This is a genomic window from Novosphingobium sp. PhB55, assembly GCF_004368805.1.
Taxonomy (GTDB): Bacteria; Pseudomonadota; Alphaproteobacteria; order Sphingomonadales; family Sphingomonadaceae; genus Novosphingobium.
This window is the reverse complement of sequence record NZ_SODQ01000004.1, coordinates 514,538-529,477: the sequence shown is the minus strand read 5'-3', so window position 1 is coordinate 529,477 and position 14,940 is coordinate 514,538. Positions and strand designations below refer to the sequence as shown.

Annotated in this window: 10 protein-coding genes; 4 read left to right on the top strand and 6 right to left on the bottom strand. The window is 61.5% G+C overall.

Annotated features, from left to right (window positions below; translation table 11 throughout):
- Position 1: 1 nt before the first annotated feature.
- The 3 genes from EDF57_RS12475 to EDF57_RS12465 form a co-directional block, all read right to left on the bottom strand.
- Entirely contained in the window at positions 2–1,285 is a 1,284-nt protein-coding gene (locus tag EDF57_RS12475; RefSeq protein ID WP_134094500.1) for a hypothetical protein, read from the bottom strand.
- A complete protein-coding gene (locus EDF57_RS12470; protein ID WP_134094499.1) occupies positions 1,282–3,615 on the bottom strand; it encodes a hypothetical protein in 2,334 nt (777 codons plus the stop codon). The genes EDF57_RS12475 and EDF57_RS12470 overlap by 4 nt, the downstream gene beginning before the upstream one ends.
- A gap of 229 nt (positions 3,616–3,844) precedes the next feature.
- Positions 3,845–4,528 carry a BTAD domain-containing putative transcriptional regulator gene (locus EDF57_RS12465; RefSeq protein WP_132266427.1) on the bottom strand — a complete coding sequence of 228 codons (684 nt, stop codon included), beginning with the start codon at positions 4,526–4,528 and terminating at the stop codon, positions 3,845–3,847.
- A 608-nt stretch (positions 4,529–5,136) separates the two neighbouring features.
- Here EDF57_RS12465 and EDF57_RS12460 point away from each other — a divergent pair.
- From EDF57_RS12460 to phoA, 4 genes are all read left to right on the top strand, one after another.
- The gene (locus EDF57_RS12460) at positions 5,137–5,640 is read left to right on the top strand and encodes an RNA polymerase sigma factor (RefSeq protein WP_134094498.1); all 504 of its coding nucleotides are present in this window, start codon (positions 5,137–5,139) and stop codon (positions 5,638–5,640) included.
- Positions 5,630–6,559 carry a FecR domain-containing protein gene (locus EDF57_RS12455; RefSeq protein WP_134094497.1) on the top strand — a complete coding sequence of 310 codons (930 nt, stop codon included), beginning with the start codon at positions 5,630–5,632 and terminating at the stop codon, positions 6,557–6,559. The genes EDF57_RS12460 and EDF57_RS12455 overlap by 11 nt, the downstream gene beginning before the upstream one ends.
- 127 nt (positions 6,560–6,686) lie before the next feature.
- Positions 6,687–9,722, top strand: a complete 3,036-nt coding sequence (locus tag EDF57_RS12450) for a TonB-dependent receptor (protein ID WP_134094496.1) — start codon at positions 6,687–6,689, stop codon at positions 9,720–9,722.
- A gap of 83 nt (positions 9,723–9,805) precedes the next feature.
- Positions 9,806–11,212, top strand: coding sequence for an alkaline phosphatase (phoA, locus tag EDF57_RS12445; protein ID WP_134094495.1), 1,407 nt, complete (start codon positions 9,806–9,808; stop codon positions 11,210–11,212).
- A 394-nt stretch (positions 11,213–11,606) separates the two neighbouring features.
- On the opposite strand, the gene EDF57_RS12440 is transcribed toward phoA, so the two are convergent.
- From EDF57_RS12440 to EDF57_RS12430, 3 genes are read right to left on the bottom strand one after another with little or no spacing between them, the layout of a single operon-like run.
- On the bottom strand, positions 11,607–12,944 hold the full coding sequence (locus tag EDF57_RS12440) for an MFS transporter (RefSeq protein WP_134094576.1): 1,338 nt from the start codon (positions 12,942–12,944) through the stop codon (positions 11,607–11,609).
- 59 nt (positions 12,945–13,003) lie between these two features.
- Positions 13,004–13,486, bottom strand: a complete 483-nt coding sequence (locus EDF57_RS12435) for a prolyl-tRNA synthetase associated domain-containing protein (RefSeq protein WP_134094494.1) — start codon at positions 13,484–13,486, stop codon at positions 13,004–13,006.
- An 18-nt stretch (positions 13,487–13,504) separates the two neighbouring features.
- Positions 13,505–14,794 (bottom strand): hypothetical protein, encoded by a 1,290-nt coding sequence (locus EDF57_RS12430; protein WP_243841039.1) that lies wholly within the window; start codon positions 14,792–14,794, stop codon positions 13,505–13,507.
- Between the last annotated feature and the right edge of the window lie 146 nt (positions 14,795–14,940).

The following is a 14,940-nucleotide window of genomic DNA, read 5'->3' as shown; positions in this document are numbered from 1 at the left end:
CTCAACTCCTTGCGTTTGCAATTCCGGTAGCAGGTTCGGCAGTCAGCCAAGCGCGGGCCCGGCTGATCCAGTGTTCGGCACTCGATGGTTTTTCTGCTTCGCGCAGCCCGGCGAGTGCGAGGATGCGGATGCCATCCGAACGCCGCCAGTGAGGTGAGCTCCACAGCGCGGGACCGGCCGTACGCTCGAGTTCGGCAAGCGCATCGGGACTGACGCGCGCCGGATCGAGCACGCTCGTCATCGGCCGTCCGGACAAAACCGGGATCGGGGCTGCCAGGCATGCACGGGCAATCTTGCCGATGGCACCGAGCGAACGCGCCAGCAGCGGCCGCAACGATTCGTCGGCACGCGAGAGCGGGTGATGAACGCGCATGGCCCGCATCAGCGTCGACCATGGCCCGGTCTGGCCGAATGCTTCGGCGGACATCGCACAGCCGAGCGCGGTGCGCAGCCAGCCGATCGGGTGCGGATCGCCCACCGGCCAGCGAAGGATCGTGCGCGCGTCGCCGACGACGTCGTAGAGAGCCGCTACCGACGCATAGCCCGTGTGAAGAAAAGCAAAGACATCCGCAGCGATCTCGGAGCTCCACGGCACCCACATGTGCTGCAGCTCTGCATCCCCGGCAAGTGCCTCTGCAATCGCGGCGCGCATCTTCGGCACCCAGCCCGTCAAATGCGCAACCTGGTGGCCGCTTTCATGGAACAGGGACGTAGGACGATAGAGGTTGTGCCGGACAATCTTTATCGCAGCGACCGGCATGACTGCACCAGGCACCCAAAGACGGATTCCGGCTCGTAGGATCGACGCTCCGGTGCCTTTGTCCTGGTAGACCAGAACGGGCGGAACCGACTTGCCTGCGGCAGTCAGCACTGCCGACATGCTCTCCGCCGCCAGCCGATCCAGTTCCGAAAGCGCGGAGCGCAGTTTTGGGCTGGTACGCGTATTGACTGCGTCGCCGAAGAAATCGAGTGTCGTGTCGACCTGCACGTATCGGTGCCGGAAATCCTGCAATTTCGATTGTACTTCCGGCACCCGCGCGGGATCGCTCCGCGCCGCCCCGATCATCTTGAAGCAGGCCTCGCCGTGGCGGATAAGGTCCTGGACAATTTCGTGCAGTTGTTGGCGCAGCGGAATGCCCACGCTGCGTTCGACCGATCGCCAGGCATCGAGAGAGGCAAATTCCTCGGCGTCACGAAACGTCCGCGCAGCCGCAAGCCAGTGCGCCAGTTGGCGCTCCAGGTCCTCGACGAGGATGTGATGGTCGATTGGAATTGCAGCGTTCATGACCTTTTGGTCCCAGGGTTGACGCTGATGTCGATCGCCGGTTTGGTGCGGACGCCTTTGAGCAGCTTGGCAACGGCGCCAAGCCCACCGCTCTGAGCGAGCTTCCCGATTTCCTTGAGAAACGGGGCCTGCACATGCACGCGAACGGTAACACCCTCATCGGGATGACCTGCCGCGCGTGCAAAGCTCTCGCCGCCCGTCCTGGCCCATTGTCCCAGTGCCGGCAGAATCCAGGCCGCCAGTCGGCGCCTGATCTTGTGGCGGATTGCGGTGGGCATCAATTTCCCAAGGTGGGGGGCGAAGTCCTCGTGATCTTCCTGATCCTCATTGTCTTCGCGGCGAACAGCTTTGGCGGGAAGTCGCAGCCCGATCTGACTGCTTGCCGCCACGAGCGCGCGCAGCAGCGGCGCCGCCCCTTCGCCTTTGCGGATCGATTGGACGATCTGCTGCGCCTCGGCTTCCGAAAAGAACAGGCTGATCGTAATGAGACCCTTCAAGTAGTCGGATCGAATATGGGCTTTTGTTGGTCTCGCCCGAGTTGTCAGGGGAGCGCCTACGGGCTGCAGCACATAGACGCGCTGACCGGCCGCTATCCGACCCGGCGAGCGCATGAAGCGCGAAGGAACAGCGCCGCCGAGACGCGGCTCGCGCAGCAGCATCCCGGCGGCCGCCGCAGTCAGCGGATGAAAGCTAGCCTTGCCACCGCGGGCTGCCCGATCGAAACGTCCTATTGCAGCAAGGCTCGTGCCCGGCGCGGCCTGGTAGATATGCATCCGCGCCTTCATGGGAAAAGCGGTACCCGAAGCACGCAAGACTTCTCCCAGGGTGCTGCCGCCAAAGGTAGGGATGGAGTCGGCGATCTGTGCCGTCAGATCGACGTCGGGCACGCGGCTGTATTTGCGGTAGGTACGCGTATGCCGGGGGCGGCGCGCCACGAATGTTCCACCGAGCGACGGCGCGCGCTGTAAGTCGACCCGCACCAGGTCTTGAGGGAAATGCGTCGCGATCGCCTCACCGAACGCCTCCGCCGTCGCAAGCTGCAACAGTTCTTCGCTCTCGAAAACAAACTCCTCGTGCTCGGCGAGACGGCGAACGGTATCCTCGATCACCGCAGCGAGCGCGACAGGGGCCGCACGGCTTTCGCTTTCGCCAGCGGTGCCATCCTCAGCCTCGAGCGTCATCAGCTTGAGACCCGTGTCAACAATGGCATTAGAAAGCGCCTTTGCCATTTCCGGCGAAACCCAGCGGCGGATAACCTTACCGAGATAGCCAGCCAGAAAACCAACCACCTTGGGCCTGCCGACCAGATTGATCCCGAGGCGAACCGCGCCAAGGAGCGCCGGCACGAACTGTTCAACTGCCGGCGTCAGGTCCTCGCCATCGCGCGCCTCCGCCAATCGGTCGATCAGTGCACCTCTTGCACGGGCCAGTTCGATGAGACGGCCTTCCTCATACTCGCCTTCATGATCCTCGCTCTCTTCGTTTTCGAAACTTTCGGCGCCTGGCGAGACGATCGCTTCGGCCAGCGCAACGTCGAACTCCGCAGCCAGAGTTTGGGGATCTGCAAGATTGGTTGGCGAAACCCCGTCGCTCTCGTCCTCTTCCTCACTCGCCTCGAGCTTGATCTTGCTGGCAAGCTGGCGCGCGGCGGGTCTTAAAGGCGCAGGCAGCCTACCGACGGCGAAGGACAGCACACGCTTCAAGAGGGGATTGATCAGGCGCTTGAGCTTGTTGAGCACCGGTGCGAGCAGAGGACTTGCAAGTGAGCCGACTTTCTTGGCGACGCTGACGACTTTGCCGACGACATTTTTGGCCTTGCGGATAAGGGAGCCGATGAACTCCTCCCCGACAGGACCGAGTTCGGTCGACTGCGGGTCGAAGCGATCAAGCAATTCCGCAAGAGTGTCTTCACCAAGCGCGCCAAGATCCATCCCGGCGAGCCCTTCGCTCAGGGAATCGAGATAGCGTTCCGCCTCGTATCGCACTTCAGACAACCGGGCCTCACCGTATCGTTGTCGCTCGGGTCCGTAGGCACCGTCCTCGCCGGCGAAGCGCTCGGATATGTCGCGCTCCAGATCGTCGGCCAGCGCAGCAAGGGATTCGTCGAAATTTTCATCCCGAAGTTCGGCCAGGGCTTCGGCAACGCGCTGGGCGGTGTCGTCTCCAGCGAAGTGATCTTCCCAGGATTCGGCGAACGGAGAGCTTTCCGTATTCCAGCCGGCAGTCGGCGTGCTGGGCGCTTCCGGTTCGGAAAACACCTCGGCGAACGGGCTTTCCAGGGTCTCACCGGACGTCCAGCGAGTTCCGACTACATCATGGGCATCTGACATCGCGCAGCTCCATCGGCTGAAGGGCTATGCGATTAAACAGCATCGACCGTCCCAGATCGTCTCTCCGCGCTCCACCTTGTGTCCACGCGCCGAACCGCAAATGTCGAAGAGACGTCCCCGTCCCCATCGCGATGGTTCTTCAAATGCGTCCCGATTACGTCCGTCCAGCGTCCAGTCGCCGGCAAGCCTTGCGATGGTCAGCTCCGCAAAAGACCGAAGATGGAGATGACTAGAGTGCCAAGTCGGCGAGACGAGCCCGCAACTTGGGATCTGGCGCGACCCCCAGTTCGCTTCCCAAACGCTTTTCAAGCTCACGGAAACATCGCACGGCCAGAAAACGATTATGCTGCGCCAGGAATGCATCGATGAGCGCCTCTGCGGCAGATTCGCAGAGTGGTTCGGCAGCGAGTGCAGCGGCTCCTGCCTGTGAGGCAATCGTGGACATTCCGCTCGCCACCATCGTTCGGCAAGCAGCCTCGAGCGCTTGGACCCGCAGCAGGCGAAAGGAATCCTGAACTCCGATCGTCCAGTCCTCATGCCAACCCGGCAAGATGTCCTCGGAAAGGAGCCTAATCTCCTCGATCGATAGCGCGCCGCCGCTGAGCGCGCGGTTTACTGCCAAATTCGCCGCACTGAGATCTGTTGCCGCATCGAGTGCGACGTCGTCGTTGCAGGCTTGAATCCAGCTTCGCGGGACATGCCACAAGGCCCGACGCAAATTCGCGCGGCCTGCCTCATCGGGAAGCTCCGGCCACATTTCCGCGGCCATATGGGCGCGCGACACCGTGCGGCATTTGATGGCAAGATAAGCGAGTATACGTTTGCTGGAAGATGACAGCCGCTCAGCCGGCAGTGTGCTGAAACCGCCGATGACATTGATTCTGACTCCCCCAAAACCCTCTACCTCTTCCACCCCCCGACTCCGCTTAGGCAACCCCCTTAAGTGGGTTGCGAGGTTTCGGCCGTAATTCCGGTCCGATCGGATTGTAAAATAAGTCTTTTTCAAAACTATATATATTATAAAAAAGTGCGTTCTCTGGCCCACCGACAATCGTCAGATTCATCATAACGATTTAATCATATCATCGCGGCAAAATAATCCCCAAATCCTATCTGGGAGCATTTAACAAACGCCTCATCCAATACGGAGGATCAGATTTCATCAACGAAGAACACTTACGCGGACAACCATTGCAAGTATCTACGATCCGGCGCCTTCGTTCGGCAGCCAGGTTAATCCCCACCAGTTCGAACGCCAGCCCCGACGGCCCGCGCACTTGCACAATGCCTTCCGCAGCTGCGGCATAGCTCAACCTTTCAGGCATCCTCTCCCAAACTATCAGGCCGGCTCATTCAGCGTTTTTTTGGATGGACTAAGCATTGTTCTCCATTAGGTCCGGCAACATCTGATCAGTGCGGCTTCATCCGCGGGTCCCATCAAACCAGCGTTCTTGATGGTTTGTGATCTGCTGACCGATCAGGCAGCATTACTGTCACAAAGGGTCCTTAAGGCGCCGCGACATGGGTGCCACCACGTCTCTCTTGCGCGCGCAACGAGCAAATCTCCTGCAATACGTGGGACGGCAGGTTCGTGACTCCATGCTGAGCGAGGATATTGTCCAGGAGGCGTACCTGCGCTTGCTCAGCTTCGAGTCGAAGCCCGGCGGCGTGGTGAACGATCCCCCAGCTTTCCTTCGCCGGATCTCGCTGAACCTGGTTTGCGATCATTTTCGCCGGACGAAGACCGCCCCTCATGTCGAACTGTCAGTGACGATCGCTTGCCCGATACCGACCGCCGACGTGCAACTGGAGCGCAAGCAACTCGTCGACCTGGTTTTCGAGATCCTCAAGGCGATGCCGAAGCTGCGCCGGGACGTCTTCATCCGCCGCCGGATCAACGGAGAATCAGCAGGTGAAGTTGCCGAGGCGCTCGACCTGTCGCCCAGCGCCGTTAGCAACCACGTCGCCCGCGCCGTGCTGGATCTCGACGCCGCCATCGAAAAGATCGAACAGCGTGCCTGCTAATCACGTCGATCCGATCAAGTGGGCAGCCGCTCAGTGGGTGGAACGCCGGATGGACAATGATCCGTTCGAAGAGGACGCATTTGACACCTGGATTGACCAGGACCCCCGCCATCAGACCGCGTTCGACGGGATGTGGCGTCGTATCATGGGTCCCGATATGGGTGCTGCCCTGCACGATTACGAGCTGCGCAGGAAGGCGCGCCGCAAGGCTGTTGCCAGTGCGGCAGCGATCTTTCTCGTCGCAGTTGGCGGCTACAAGGCCATGCCGCTGATCGAGATGCGGATGGCAGATGCCCATCAGTTTGCAGCGGCCGACGGCACGGTGCGTGAGGTCGTCCTGGAAGATGGCACCCGTTTGACGCTGGGCGGAGGCACGAATGTGACTGTCCGCTATACCCGCCATGACCGTGTGATCGAGCTCGGTCAGGGCGCGCTGTTCGCCAATGTCCACCATGACGAAGACCGACCGTTCCGGATCGAGACCGGTGACGCCGAGATCGTCGATATCGGCACCAGTTTTGAAGTGGTCAGCAAGGCGGCACATGTCAGGGTGACGGTCGCCGCTGGTATCGTGGACTTCGCAAAGCGGGGCTGGTTCCAGAAGCCGACGAGGCTTGCTGCCAATCAGGCTGCCGTCCTTGATCGGAACGGCGTGAATCGCAGCGCCGATGTACAGCCCGGTGATGTGGCGCCGTGGCGCGGTGAATGGGTCGAGTACAAAGCGAAGCCGCTGAAGGATGTCGTCGACGACTTGCGAAGCCTGTCACCAGTACCGATTGAATTCGCGCGCGAACAATTGGGCGCGCAGTCCGTGAGCGGCCGGATCCGGCTAACTGATCCGATGGGTCAGCTTGAAAATCTGTCCGTTGTCCAAGGATTCAATATCCGAAAGACAGACGACAGGATCATCATATACTGACCTATTCTCATTTCATGAAATTGAAATAAAAATGCCTTCAAAACGTAAAAACAAAAATTGTGAAATTCTTGGTGAAACCCCGTCTTTGGTCTGAACTCGTTTATCGAAACGCAGGGGGAACACCAAAGTGACAGCTTTCAAGACCGCGCTCCGTACGAGCGTTACTGCCTTCGCACTGACCATCGGCGCTGTATGCGCAGCCTCGCCCGCCATCGCACAGAGCAGGATTTCCCTGCCGTCGGCCAGCCTCGAGGATTCCATCAACACGCTGTCGCGCCAGGCAGGCGTCCAGATCCTCGTCAATCACACGCTGGTGCAGGGCAGGAAGGCGCCCGCGATCAAAGGCGCTACGTCGGCCGATGCGGCGCTGAACGAACTGCTGCGAGGGTCGGGCCTGACTTACGAGAAGCGGGAAGGCACTTATCTCGTCGTCCGTGGCTCTGTTCCCGCTCCCGCGCGTGCCGTTTCTGCGGTTCCGGCGCGCAAGGTATCCGTAGCCGCGCAGACCACGCAGGCTCTGGCCGCCGACAACAGCGCCGTTGCCGAGGATATCGTCGTCTCCGGCTACCGCCGAAGTCTCGACGAAGCGATCGACATGAAGCGCGCCACAGTGGGCTTCTCGGATTCGATCGTCGCTACCGACATCGCCGATTTTCCCGAGCAGAACCTTTCCGAAGCGCTGCAGCGCATTCCCGGCGTGACCATCGAGCGCAACAAGGGCCTCGGCACGCGCGTCAACGTGCGCGGTCTGCCAACCGAATTCACGTTCGTCTCGATCAACAAGCTCGCCACCGCTACGGGATCCGGCGGGCGCGCCGTCGAGTTCGACATGTTCGCGTCCGAACTCATGCAATCGGTCACTGTCCAGAAGTCGCCCACCGCGGCGGACGAAGAAGGTGGCATCGCCGGTTCGGTCTACATTCGCACCGCCCGCCCGTTCGACACGCCCGGTCGGCGCCTCGTTGGCAGCGCGGAAGGCGCCTACAATTCCATCTCCGAGAAGATCGACCCGAGCGCCTCCTTCCTCGCCAGCGATACCTTCGGCGATTTCGGCGTGCTCGTCTCGGTTGCCAAGCAGCAACGCACCAATCGCACGGATTCAAACTCGGGCATCAACTTCCGCCCGATAGCACGCTGGACCGATCGTACGGGAACGACCTATCGCAACCAGGCGATCTCCGTGCTCCAGCGCGACGCGGACATTACCTTCTCGAATGCCGACAAGAACCGCATCGTGTTCCTCGATAAGGTTGGCGACAGGGTCTATCGGAACGATCAGGATCGCCTTGGCCTTTCCGGTTCGGTGCAGTACCAGCCCAGCAAGAATTTCAACCTCGTGTTCGATGCGTTCGTGGGTTCCTACAAGACGCACGAAGACGAATATGACGCCGCAGGCTATTCTGCGTCCAGCAACTCCACGCTCGATACCATCCACGAATTCGATGCCACGACGCTGTCCGACGCGGGCATCGTGGTGCTGAAGGACGTCTCCCACACCAACACCCAGCATGAATTCCTGAGCAAGGAATATATCAACAAGACCGACTATCGCCAGTTCGGCGGCGAGATGAACTGGAAGCTCGGCCAGCTGTCGGTCAATGCGCTGGCCGGCTATTCCGGCGCGACCAAGACGCTCGACTTTGCCAACCTCAAGCATGTCGCCTATGCTCCCTCGCGCACGCGCTACACCGAGACCGGCGGCGAGACGATCCCCAGCGCCGCGGCGGGCACGATCGACATGTACGATGCGCCGGACTCCTATCTGTTCGAAGCCTATGAGACGACACGCGAGCGGATCAAGGACGACAAATATGCAGCGCAGCTCGATCTGAGCTACGAGTTCGGCCCCTCCATCTTCAAGCGCTTCAGCTTCGGCGGCCGGTACACGAACAAGACCAACGAGCGCGAATATGGCGAAGAGAAGATCCAGGGCCCCACGCGCGGCAGCACTGCCTATGTGAACCTGCGCAGGCTTTCTGACAGTCCGCTCACCAGCGTGACGGACATCGTCGGCGGCAAGTCCTATCAGGCGCGGGACATCGACTGGGCGCAGGTCTCGAACGAATATGCCCGCCAATTCTTCCGCCCCGACGATTTCGTAACGCCCTTCAGCGACGCGAACTACTACAAGGTGAAGGAAGAAGTGCTGGCGGGATATGCGATGCTCGATCTCGAATTCGACGCGCCGGTCCCCATCTTCGTCAATCTCGGCGGTCGCTACCTGCACACCGCGATCCATTCAGAGGGTTTCCACCAAGTCCAGAACGCAAACGGCAGCACCGGACTGACCCCCGAGCCGGTCTCCAGCAAGGGGAGCTACTCGAAGTTCCTGCCTTCGTTCAACGCACACGCCGAACTGACGGACAGCCTCATCCTGCGCGCAGCCGCGTCGCAAACGCTGATCCGTCCTGCCCTCACCGACCTCGCCTACAAGCGGACCGCGAGCTATAGCAGCTATCGCTACACGGACGGCAATCCGGGCCTCAAGCCGACTTTGGCCGACCAGTGGGAAGTGGGCGCCGAGAAGTATTTCGACCGTGGGGGTATCCTTGCCGCGTCCTACTTCTGGAAGAAGATCAAGGGCGTCGTCCAGAACGAGCTGACCGGCGTGGTGCCCGGTGTGACCGTGCTGAACGCCAACGGCACGGTGAACGGCGTCTACGACTTCGACGTCTATCAGCCGGTAAATGCCGAAGGCTCCTATGACGTCAGCGGCATCGAGCTGAACGCAGTGATCCCGTTTGTCATGATCGCCGACTGGGCGGACGGTTTCGGCGTCAATGCCAACGTGACTTTCCTCGACAGCTCCCTGACCGGCGAGTCCGATCTGGGCATTCCTACCTCGCCGATCGGTCTTTCGAACAACACCTACAACGCGACCGTATTCTACGACAAGGGGCCGATCTCGCTGCGCGTTTCCTACAATCGCAAGGGCAAATATGTGGAGCGTATCGAGCGCAACATGTATCCGGTCTATCGCAACGCTTATGGCCAGTTCGACTTCTCCGCAAGTTACCAGCTGGCCCCCAACTTCCGGGTGGAACTGCAGGGCATCAACGTCGGTAATGCCAAGACGACCGGCTATACGATGGACCCTGCCTTCCCGACTACCTACGAGTTTTCGGGAAGCCGCATCAGCCTGGGTGTACGCGCGCAGCTCTGATCCCATGACCTTACCGGGCCGGCGCGTGATCGATTTGCGCCGGCCCGCTTTCATCCGCCTCACGCTTTGGAGTGCCTAACCCGATGATCTCGCGCCTCGCCATTGCCGCTACTTTCGCCCTTTCGTGCCAGCCTGCGCTCGCGCAGGAGGCAGCACCCGATCTGTCGCGTGCCGCGCGCGGCGATGTGCGCGCGCCGGGCGGCGCCCGGCGCCTCCCCGGAGACATGCGCGCGACGTACGCGAGGCTTGCGGCGGAGGGCGATGTGCGCAACGTCATTCTCCTCATCGGCGATGGCATGGGCGATTCCGAGATCACGCTCGCGCGCAACTATGCCGAGGGCGCCGGCGGCTATTTCAAGGGCATCGACGCTCTGCCCTTCACCGGCCAATACACCCATTACTCGCTCGATCGAGAAACCGGCAAACCGGACTATGTGACGGACAGCGCCGCCTCGGCAACGGCATGGGCCTCGGGTGTCAAGAGCTATAACGGCGCGATCGGGGTGGACATTGACGGCAAGCCGCACAAGACGCTGCTCGAAATGGCCAAGGCATCGGGCTATGCCACCGGGGACGTATCGACCGCCGAAATTCAGGACGCGACACCTGCCGCCCAGATCGCGCACGTCACGCAGCGTAAATGCTACGCGCCGACATCCACACTGAAGGCCTGCCCGCAGAATGCGCTGGAGAATGGCGGGGCGGGATCGATCACCGAGCAGATGCTGAATACGCGTGCGGATCTCGTCCTGGGTGGCGGCGCCGCCAGCTTTGCCGAGAAGGCGGCCGTGGGCAAATGGAAGGGCAAGACGCTGGCGCAGCAGGCCCAGGAGCGCGGCTATCGCATCGTGCGCAACGCTGCCGACCTCAATGCCGTGACCCGCGCGGACGACAGGCAACCGCTAATCGGTATTTTCGCGGAGGGTAACATGCCCGTGCGCTGGACTGGTCCGAAAGCCAGCTTCCACGGCAATATCGACAAACCCGCGATCACCTGCCAGCCCAATGCCGAGCGCACGGAAACATTGCCGACGCTCGCAAACATGACGCGCAAGGCGATCTCCCTGCTCAAGAGCAATCCTAAGGGCTTCTTCCTTCAAGTCGAGGGCGCATCGATCGACAAGCAGGACCACGCCGCCAACCCCTGCGGCCAGATCGGCGAGACGGTCGACCTTGACGAGGCCGTGCAGGCCGCGCTCGCTTTCGCCCGCACCGATGGACACACTCTGGTGATCGTCACGGCCGACCACGCCCACACCAGCCAGATCGTGGGCAACGGCACCAAGGCGCCGGGGCTAACCGCAGCGCTCAATACGCGCGAGGGCGGCGTGATGACTGTAAACTACGGCACGGCTGAAGAAGGGTCACAGGGCCATACCGGCACACAGCTACGGATCGCTGCTTATGGCCCGCGAGCGGTGAACGTGAGCGGCCTGCTCGACCAGACCGACCTGCACTACATCATCAGGAACGCGCTCGGACTCGACTGAGCGCGCTTGTATGCGCTGAGCAGGTATTCAAGGTCATCCAAGACCAGATAGTTCGGAAGCCCTCTTCCTGCGATCTGGTCTTGGAGCGTGCAAACACGCTGATTGCCGTGCACCTGTCAGCGTTACAAATGGCTGGTTCCAGAAAGGGCTGACGTTCAGATCACCAACGCCGAATATCTTGAGCCGGTCGCGAGCTGCCAATCCCGCCCCGCCAAGAGGCTTCGCCGATAGGAAAGAAATTCCAGATTGGTCGAATGCGGCCGGTGTATGACTACCATTCACATCGTGCAATTTGGCGATCCTGATCGGTGGATGCATTCATGGAGGGCACAAGAGCGCTTTGTGAGGGTCTGCTTGCCTCACGATAGGCCAACTTGTGGAACGCCTCCCGCCATTACCCTTTCAACGACGCAGCTTCTTCCAGGCTGAGCGATGCCGTTTCCGGTGCCAACAACAGCGAAACGATCAGCCCGAGGAAGGTGATGGCGGCCGCGACGAGCATAGTGTTGCCGATTCCGATCATTTCCAGCGACACCGGCACCAACCATGTTCCCGCCGACGAGCTGAGTGCCGCCAACGATGCGCCTACGCCGACGGCGGCCGTGCGAATCTCGGTGGGAAACAGTTCGTTCGGGTAAACGATTTCCAGAACTTGCGCGCCGCCGATGAACAGGGCGTAGAGGCCGAACAGTGCAAGCACAAGCCATCCGGGCGCGTTGGGGAACAGGCCGAGCCCCAGCAGGCCCAGGCCGGACCACAGGAAGCTGTTGATGATCAGCGTCCGCCGGCCGATGAAATTGATCAGCCAGGTCGCGATCATGCAGCCGAGCGCAAGCAGCAAGGTGATGGCCATCGACCCGTAGGACGCCATTGCGCCCGTCAGGTGCAGGGCCGCAAACAGCCTGGGGACGAAGGCATAGAGCGCGAACATCGGCACGACGGCGCAGGCCCAGAAGACGATCACGAACAAGATCCGCTTCCCATATCCCGCGCGGATCGCATTCAGGAAGGTCATCTTCCGCATCGAAGCTTCCTCGCCGATATTGCGCAGCGAGAAGGCCGGCCCATGGATCTTCCTGATGACGCGTTCCGCATCGTCCCGACGCCCCTTGCTGAGGAGCCAGCGCGGCGATTCCGGCGCGCCCAGTCGCAGGAGCAGCATGGTCGCCGCCAGTATCGCGGGGCTGGCCATGATATGGCGCCAAGCCCCCTGCCCCCAGGTTTCCAGTACGACGTTACCGGAGATGTAGGCCAGAGCGGCGCCCACGAACCACATGACCGTCAGCAGCGACAGCCTTGAGCCCCGGCTTTTCTGCGGCAGAAATTCCGTCAACAGGGAGCCGGCAGAGGTATATTCGATACCCACAGCCAATCCGGACATCACTCTCAAGAGAGCCATCGCGTGACTGCTATCCACCCAGTACATGGAGAGCGAGACGAGCAGGATGATCGACGGCCCCATGAAATAGGGCTTTCGGCGCCCGAACCGTCCCGTCAGCCATCCGCCGACAAAGCCGCCGAAGAACACGCCGAGCAGTTCCATCGCCGCAACCATGCCCTGCTCGTTGCCGCTGAGGCCGAGGGCGGTCGAAATCGGGATCGTCGCAACGCCGATGACGCTGACGATATAGCCCACCATGGTCCAGCCGATACAGGCGCTGAGCGTCAGCTTTTGATGGAAGCGGTTGATCGCAACGTCGTCGATAAGGATCGGAGTTTGGGGGGAATGCATGGGCTCTCCTGACTGGGGAGTATCGCTGGTTTCAGCTTTGGACCGGATCGGCAGGCGGCTCATGGCAGGGCGATCACTTTGGTTTCGACGCCTTTCGCGCGAAGCCATGCTTCCAGCGCGCCGAACGACAGGGCGATCGTTGCCGTGTTGCGCAGCGGATGGACCGCGATCCGCTGATCCTCCGCAAATGCTGCATCGAAAACGACAGTGACTTCGCCAGCGGCGTTCGCGGCGGCCAACGGCGTCACCGAACCCGGCGTGACATGCAACAGGCGCTCCATGTCCTCCGGCTTGGCGAATGAGAACTTGCCCGCGCCCAGCAACAGGGCAAAAGCCTTGAGATCCGCCCGCCGATCGCTCGGCAGCGTCACCAGCCAGAATTTGCCCTGCTTGTCCTTGAGAAACAGGTTCTTGGTATGGGCCGCCGGCAACGCCTGATGGATCGCCGCGCTTTCCTCGACCGTATGCACGGCCGGGTGCTCCAGCCGTTCGAGCGCGACGCCCTGCTGCGCGAATTCTGCATAGATATCGTCTTCGCTCATGGCGAATGTCCTCATCCGTTAGAAATAGTAGCCGAAAACGGCGAGAAACGAGACCTTGAGATGGTCGTCTCCGCCCTGCGCCGCGCCGGTCGCGTACTGCCCGGCGCCGATGAAAGGGTCGTTCCGGCCAACGAGCAATTCCGACCAGATCCGGATCCGCCCCGTCGCCTTGTCAGCCCAGTAGGCACCCAGATCGAGCCGCTGGCTGTCCTTGAATTCGGTGCGCGCCTTCGCGAAGTAAGCGTAGTTGGCGAAGACCTGCAGCGAGAACGGAAAGCTGCCCGTTTCTACCTTCCGCCCCACTTCACCGAACAGCAGAGTGCCATCGGCGGCGATGTTGAAGGGCGCGTCGAAGTTGCCCACGGTAACGGTCTGCTCGCTGCCCGGATTGCGCAGCGACATGTCCTGCCGCGCGGCCAGGAGCTTGGCATGCCATGGCCCCTCGATGGCCTTGACGCTCACGGCGAAAGCGCGCCTCCACCCATCCCGATCAGTGTCGAAGTTGTGGACGGTGGAGAGCCACGCCGAGCCGGAGACCGAGACTTCGCCGGTCGCGGAGGACGACAGCCGGTACTGCGCATGGCCGACCATCATATTGCGCTCCGCATTGCGGCTGGCGAGCGGATTGGCGGGATCGCCTTTGACGATGTTGACCGAATAGCGCGCCGCATCCTCGCTGATGCCGAAGGCATTGGGCGCGGTGGTCGGGAAGAACCCCGCCTCGACCTTGAAGGCGGGCTCCTCGTGCGTGTAAGTGATGCCGGCGTTGTAGACTTCCTCAAGGCCGATGACGAAGCCCATGGAGTTGAGGAAGGCAGATCCCCAGAACTGATCGTCGAAGGGAACCGGCTGGATGCCGACCGCGATTTTGTCCTGGTTGGACAGCTTCGCCCCGGCGTAGGCGTAGACCGGAAAGCTGATTTCGCCCGGATAGTTATGGTAGCCCGAGGCCTTTCCGTAGAGGAAGCTGCCGCCATAGAAACGGTACTGCGCGGCGCCGAAGAAGGTCGGGGAATCGTAGTCCGCCTTCAGGATCAGCGTGTCGAACGAGAGATTGCTGGAGGTCCGCCGTTGGCCGTCGCTGCCGACGTTGTTGAAGCGCAAGTCGTAACGCCCGCGAATGGCTCCGCCGAGCTTGAGACCTGAGGACGGGGCGGCCGGCGCGGTTTCGAACGGCGGCGGGGTCGGCTGGCCCATGCCGCCGGGATCGCCGGCTGCCGGATCGAGGTTGGCTGCCCCCGTTTCGGCTTCATCGGCCTGCGCAGGTGTGGCCAGCGCGAAGACCAGAACGACTGACGCGGCCTTCATGGCCGATCCGAACAGCGACCACCTGCATCGGCCCCTCGATGGGCAATACTCTCCCGATCCCCGCGGCGCGGGGGCAACTGGTTTCATGACATCCTCCGGTGCCGCGCCCGTTAAACCGGGCTTTCGGCCATTTTCCGCTCATGCGG